Raw genomic sequence first — 5952 nt, forward strand, 5'->3', positions numbered from 1 at the left:
TAGCGTTCCCCGGATTGGGGGACGGAGCCCATGACGCCGTCGATCGCATCGATCACGTCGCCGTCGACTTTCGAAGCGTCGACCAGCTGGAAACGCAGGCGAGTGGCGCAATGGGTGAGGCTGGAGATATTTTCGGGGCCGCCGACGGCGGCGACGATCTCGGAAGCGGTACTCATGGTTACCTCCTCATACCTCGTCGAGAGGGACGAGGGCGCGGACTTCTTCGGGGGTCGCGGACGTCAGCGCCGCATCGGCGAGCGACTTGCACTCGCTGTAGGAATACGCCCTGACTTTCGCTTTGATCGAAGGAATGGCCGGGATCGAGCAGCTGAGCTCGTCCACGCCCAAGCCTACGAGGATCGGAACCGCCTGCGGGTCTGAGGCGACGCCGCCGCACACCCCGATCCACTTGCCCTTCTCGTGCAGGGCCTGGGCCGCCTGGCCGATGAGAGCCAAAATCGACGGGTCGCATGCGTCCACCTGTGCGGCGACTTTGGCATTTCCCCGGTCCATTGCCAGGGTGTAGCTCGTCAGGTCGTTCGAGCCGACGCTGAAGAAGTCAAGGCCCTCCTCTGCAGCGAACTGCTTGGCCATCACGCCGACGGAAGGAACTTCCATCATGATGCCCAGACTCACCTTGCCCCGGTACCCGAGGTCCTCAACCTCTTCGTCCCACATCGCCTTCGCGCGGCGCCAGTCGCTGATCGTGGCGACCATCGGGAACATGACGTGAAGCTTGGCCCCTTCGTCCGCTGCCCGAAGGATCGCGCGGATCTGCGGGCGCAGAGTGTCGGGGCGGTCGAGGCCCACCCGCACCCCGCGCAGGCCGAGGAACGGGTTGTCCTCCTCTCCGAGGGGGAGGTATGCAAGCGGCTTGTCTCCGCCGACGTCGAGCGTGCGAATGACGAGCGGCTGACCGGGCGCCAAAGCGCGCGCGCAATCGGCGTAGATCGCGACCTGCTCGTCCTCGCTGGGGGCGTCGGCGCGTCCAAGGAAGACGAATTCGCTGCGCAGAAGGCCGACGCCTTCGGCGCCCTTCGTCTGGGATTCCTTTGCGTCGTCGACCCCGCCGATGTTGGCGACCACCTGGACCCGTCGTCCGTCGGAGGTGACCGCCGGCTCGTCCTTCCTCGCGTACTCGGCGGCCTTGCGGGCCTCGATGCGCTCCTGGCGCTTGCGAACCGCGGAAAGGCCGGCCTCGGAAAGGTTCGTCCGCAGCTCGCCGGAGGTTCCGTCGAGGACCGCCCGAGTTCCGTCTTCGAGGTCGAGGACGGCCTCTTCAATTCCCGCGATTGCGGGAATGTCGAGCGAGCGCGCGATGATCGCGACGTGGGAGGAGGCGCCGCCGGTGACGGTCGCAAATCCGACGACCTTCGAACGGTCCAGTTGAGCCGTGTCCGAAGGCGTCAGCTCCTCGGCCACGAGGATCGTGTTTTCGGGAAGCTCGGGGCGTTCGAGCTTTTGCCCGGTGATCTCCTGGAGCACGCGGACGCCGGCGTCGCGCACGTCCGTGGCGCGCCCGGCGAGCACTTCGTTGCCCAGCGACTCGAGCTGGTCGGCGAACGTCGTGTAGGCGTTGCGCCAAGCGAAAGCGGCGCTCTTTCCTTCGTTTACCGCGACATTCGCCAGGTGGAGAAGCTCCGGGTCCTGCAGCAGCTCTTCGTGCGCGGAGAAGATCGCGGCGCGTTCCTCATCGCCTTGCCTGCGCAAACCGTCGGCGAGCTGCCCCAAAGACCACAGTGCGCGGTTGAGCCCGTCGCGCAAGGTGCGTCGCTCGTCGGCTGGGTTGAGCCCCGCCTCGACGATGGCGAACTCCTGCGTGCGCAGCTGGACGAGCGCGCCTACGGCCAGGCCCGGCGAAGCGGGAATGCCGAGGTAGACGTCGGGGTCCTCCGAGCGGCGGGCCGCCGGCTTTTGCGCGGGAACGGCTTGCGCGGGGGCGGCCGATTCTGGGGCCGGCGAGCCTGCGGGCACGGGCTCCTCCCCGAGTCCGCCGTCGATCGCCTCGATGACTTCGGCGAGTGCGCGCTCGGCGTCGGGCCCGGCGGCGCTGACTTCGACCTCTTGGCCGTGGGCGAGGCCCATGCCCATGATGGCGACGATCGATTTGGCGTTGGCGGTGTTTCCCTGGGAGGCCAGCTTGATGTCGCTCTCGAAGCCCTTGGCCAGGGCAACGAGGGTCGCAGCGGGCCGCGCGTGCAATCCCGTCGGGTTGGGGATGACGACCGTGCCGACGAAGGCCTCGCCTCCGCCGCCGGCCGATGCGCGGGCCTTCGGCGCGGCGGGCTCGATCGTGGCGGCCAAGGACCTTCCGCCGACCACCATTCCGGTTTCGGGCCGGATCGAGGCGATCGCGTCCATATTGGCGACGACCACTTGGGTGAGAAGGCTTTTCGCCTCGCGGGCAACCCGGTCGACGTCGAAAGTTATGAGCCTGTCGCCGACCGCGACTTTGTCGCCCCTGGCGACGTGGGGCGTGAATCCGCGTCCTTCCAGGCTGACGGTTTCAAGGCCGACGTGGATGAGGATCTCGATCCCCTCCGATGTGCGTATCGTGAGGGCGTGATGGGCGTTTTGGAGATCGACGATCTCTCCCGAAACCGGAGCGAAAACCGTGCCGTCGAAAGGGTCGATGGAGAATCCATCGCCGACCATCTTCTGGGCGAAGACGGGATCGGGAACGCTTTCGATCGGCACCATGACGCCGGTCAACGGGGCAAGGACTTGGACATGGGCCGTCTTTGGACTCATGGAAGAAGTCCCTCCTTTCAGGGCTCTGCCGCGAGGCTACTTGACGCGAAGTCTATGCGAATTTGGCCGTTTTAACGAGATTTATCCACAAAGTGTACGAGGTCCCACAGTTAGGTCCACCGAACATATGCCATGATCGGGCTATGCGTTGGAATCCGCTCGTTCCCGAATTGTCTGTGAACGACATAGTCGAGAGCCTTGACTTCTACGTCAAAGGCATCGGCTTCACCGTGCTCTTCACAAGAGACGAGCCTTTGTTCGCCTACCTCGACCTCAACGGAGCCCAACTCATGCTGGAAGAAGATCACCCGGAAACGTGGTTCACCGCCAGAGTGCGCTCGCCTCGGGGAAGAGGCCTCAACTTGCAGATCGAGGTTCCCGACGTCAATGCCGTGCGCTCGCGGCTGATGGATCAGGGCATTCGGCCGTTTCGCGAGCTGAGGCAAATCTGGTACCAAACGAGCGCTCACGGGGCGGGTTTGGAGGGGCAACTCGAGTATCTTGTGCAAGATCCAGACGGGTATTTGATCCGCCTGGTCCAGGTGCTTTAGAGCTTGACAACCTCGAATCCGAGAGGTTCGACACGCATACCCCGACGGGTGTCGTCTTCGTGGCCACCGGCTGGGCGCGCAGCCGACCATCGCTCGTAGTTTTCACGCGAATCCCAACGAGTTATGACGAAGTAGCGATTTTCGCCGATCACCGGCCGCAATAGCTCGAATCCTAAGAAGCCTTCGGCCGCGTCGACGGCCTTTTTTCGGGCTGCGAAGCGTCGCTCGATTTCCTCTTGAGCTCCTTCGGGAAACGTGAGTGCCGTGATGTTGACGAATGTCATGGGTCTTTCCTTCTCTTGTTTACTTGTTGCCTGGTTCTGCTCGTATCGCGCCCCCGACCCGGCTGGCGTCGGCCGCCGTGTCTATTTTCGCTGGGTCAGGGGCATCGATTTTGCCGTAGCAGTGCTGGACTTGCTTTGCCATATCGCGCGCCGCGATCAGTAGCTTTAGCCGGCTAATCCTACATTCTCAGCGTGCCGACGTCGCGGCTTTGGGATTGCGGAGGATCTCCATCAGCGGCACGTTGACGAAAAGTCTATCTCGGCCGGCTCTTCTGTCGTCCAGCACGCCCGCTGCGACCAGCTCTTCCAGACGTTTGGTCGCCGTGGGGCGCGTGACGTTGCAGGCGTTTTCGACGTCGGCGATTCGGCAGTATGGCCGTTCGAGGAGCAGGTCCAGAAGGTCGGCGTTCGAACTTCCCCGATTGGAGCGCATTTGCTCGCGAATCGTGCGGCGAAGCCCTTGGATTCTGTCGATGGTTGCGAGCGTCTCCTCGGAGGTCGATTGCACGGCGCTCAGCATGAAGGAAAGCCACTCATGCCAGGTGCCGTCTCGTGTCACGGCCAGGAGGCGGTCGTAGTACTCGTTTTTGTTTTCGATGATGTAGCGGGAAAGGTAGAGAACCGGCTCGCTCAAAAGCCTCCTTTCGATGAGCATGAGGATGTTGAGGATCCTTCCCGTGCGCCCGTTGCTGTCCGTGAAAGGGTGGATTGCCTCAAACTGGTAGTGCGCAACCGCCATTGCGACCAATGGGTCGAGTTCGTCTCCGATGTGGACGATCTTCTCCCAATCCCCGAGCTTGCGGGCGATGAGCTCTTTGCCTTCGGGGGGCGTGTACCGGGCTTCCAAGGTCGTGGGGTTTCCGATGAAAGTGCCGGGCGGGGACCTCAGCTCCATGTTGTAGCCGCTTATGTGGGAGCTCACCTTGAGGGCGATATTCGTGTTGAGGGGATGACGGCGGACTTCCTCGAAGCCGGCGAACAGAGCTTCCCGGTAGCGCAGAGTCTCCTTCACCGCGGGATCTGGGGCTGCGCTCTTGACGTGTAAAAAAATCGCCAATTTTTTTACACGTTTTTGGAACGTGTAAAAAATCTTTACATGTGCCATCAAGAACTCGGCACGCCCCGAAAGGCCGAGACGCGTGTTGGAAGTGCCAAAACGCGCCGAAAAAGCCGAGGTGTTGTAGGCGTCTCCGGTTCGTCCGTCGCTCGGCCGAGGATTGCCGGAGCGACGGGGTTGAGCTGTTGCTTTAGAGGTCCCAAGGATTCGCGCACTAGGAGTCATGCGGTGCGAGAAGAACAAGGGTCTGCACGCGTAAAAGAGCGAAACTTCGTGCGCGGGAAACGAACGCGAAAGTTCGTACGCGTTGAAGCGCGGGGGAGAAGCTGAAGGGAGGCAAAGAAGAGCGCGCATGTCCCAAATTCGAGGCAGTGGCTCCGACCGGCGTCGATCCGGTGACCTTTCGATTTTCAGTCGAACGCCCGCGACCTCCGCCGTGACAGGGCGGCGCGCTAACCAACTGCGCTACGGGGCCAATGAAGATTCATTGACCTTCTCGCACCCCCAACCGGATTCGAACCGGTGTTAGCGCCGTGAAAGGGCGCCGTCCTAGGCCACTAGACGATAGGGGCGGACTGATTGTCTGTTTGTCCGTTCCTCACCGTTGCCGGCTGGTGGAACTCGATTAGCTTAGAGGAAAGGGGAGGGGCATTGCAAAATCGAATGGGCTGTGTCCTTGCTCACCGGTCCAAAGCTCCTGGAGCGCCTGCGATTCCGGGGTGCGCCTGCCGCTCCCGAGACGCCTGCGCTGTTCGAAAGCTAGGCCGCCGGTCCGTGTTCGCCGGACCGATGTTCCCCGGCGGGGCGGGTGATGTTGCGACGCCAGGGCCCGCGCGATCGCCGCGCGCGATGTTCCCCGGCGGGGCGGTTGATGTCCTCGACCGGGGCGGTTGATGCGGCGGTCAAAAGGCTCGGCCGGTGCGCCTGCGAGGCCGCAAGCGCACGCACCGCGAAACTCCGAACGCATAACCTTGGCCATATTCCGCGGGAATATGGCGTACTTTCAGGCGGCATCGCTTAGCCTTGAGGGCATGGGAGTATTCTTGGCAAACGGTTACGAAGTTGTTTCCGCGTTCGCGCCCGCTGCGGCTGTGCGCGCCGAGCCCCCGGCGAAGGAGACGGCGGGTTCTGTTGCGGTGGACGCGCTGACGATTCTGTTGGGCATTGGCACCGGATTCTTTGTGGGCATGCTGGTTTCGATCGGCATTCAGATGTTCATGCGCTTCATCATGCGGCGCCACGTTTTGCTCAGGCAGGCCTCGCATCCGGTCGTCAGGCCCATGAGCGCCTCCTTCGCCGTCGTCGGGGC

At 63.0% G+C, this 5952-nt stretch carries 6 protein-coding genes and 1 tRNA gene; 2 read left to right on the forward strand and 5 right to left on the reverse strand.

Going from position 1 to position 5952, the window contains the following annotated elements:
- Nucleotides 1–176: PTS sugar transporter subunit IIB (locus tag ACO48X_RS07230; protein WP_485001423.1), on the reverse strand; the 176-nt coding region annotated here is incomplete at its 3' end.
- Nucleotides 177–186: 10 nt separating this feature from the next.
- Entirely contained in the window at nt 187–2751 is a 2565-nt protein-coding gene (gene ptsP / locus ACO48X_RS07235) for a phosphoenolpyruvate--protein phosphotransferase (protein ID WP_485001416.1), read from the reverse strand.
- A 176-nt stretch (nt 2752–2927) separates the two neighbouring features.
- Between ptsP and ACO48X_RS07240 the strand changes: the two genes are divergently transcribed.
- Complete coding sequence (locus tag ACO48X_RS07240; protein ID WP_485001417.1) at nt 2928–3302, forward strand: VOC family protein; 375 nt, start codon at nt 2928–2930, stop codon at nt 3300–3302.
- On the opposite strand, the gene ACO48X_RS07245 is transcribed toward ACO48X_RS07240, so the two are convergent.
- From ACO48X_RS07245 to ACO48X_RS07255, 3 genes are all read right to left on the reverse strand, one after another.
- Complete coding sequence (locus tag ACO48X_RS07245) at nt 3299–3586, reverse strand: antibiotic biosynthesis monooxygenase family protein (RefSeq protein WP_485001418.1); 288 nt, start codon at nt 3584–3586, stop codon at nt 3299–3301. The genes ACO48X_RS07240 and ACO48X_RS07245 overlap by 4 nt on opposite strands.
- Before the next feature lie 187 nt (nt 3587–3773).
- Nucleotides 3774–4598 (reverse strand): Fic family protein, encoded by an 825-nt coding sequence (locus tag ACO48X_RS07250; RefSeq protein ID WP_485001419.1) that lies wholly within the window; start codon nt 4596–4598, stop codon nt 3774–3776.
- A gap of 544 nt (nt 4599–5142) precedes the next feature.
- Nucleotides 5143–5215, reverse strand: a tRNA-Glu gene (locus tag ACO48X_RS07255).
- Nucleotides 5216–5674: 459 nt separating this feature from the next.
- Between ACO48X_RS07255 and ACO48X_RS07260 the strand changes: the two genes are divergently transcribed.
- Nucleotides 5675–5952, forward strand: a 278-nt coding sequence (locus ACO48X_RS07260) for a hypothetical protein (RefSeq protein WP_485001420.1), incomplete at its 3' end; no start/stop codon positions are given.

The organism is Peptidiphaga sp., from assembly GCF_057238965.1.

Bases quoted from the DNA above. Each gene is read 5' to 3' on its own strand.
- ptsP (WP_485001416.1), bottom strand. From the start codon at position 2,751: ATGAGTCCAAAGACGGCCCATGTCCAAGTCCTTGCCCCGTTGACCGGC.
- ACO48X_RS07245 (WP_485001418.1), bottom strand. From the start codon at position 3,586: ATGACATTCGTCAACATCACGGCACTCACGTTTCCCGAAGGAGCTCAA.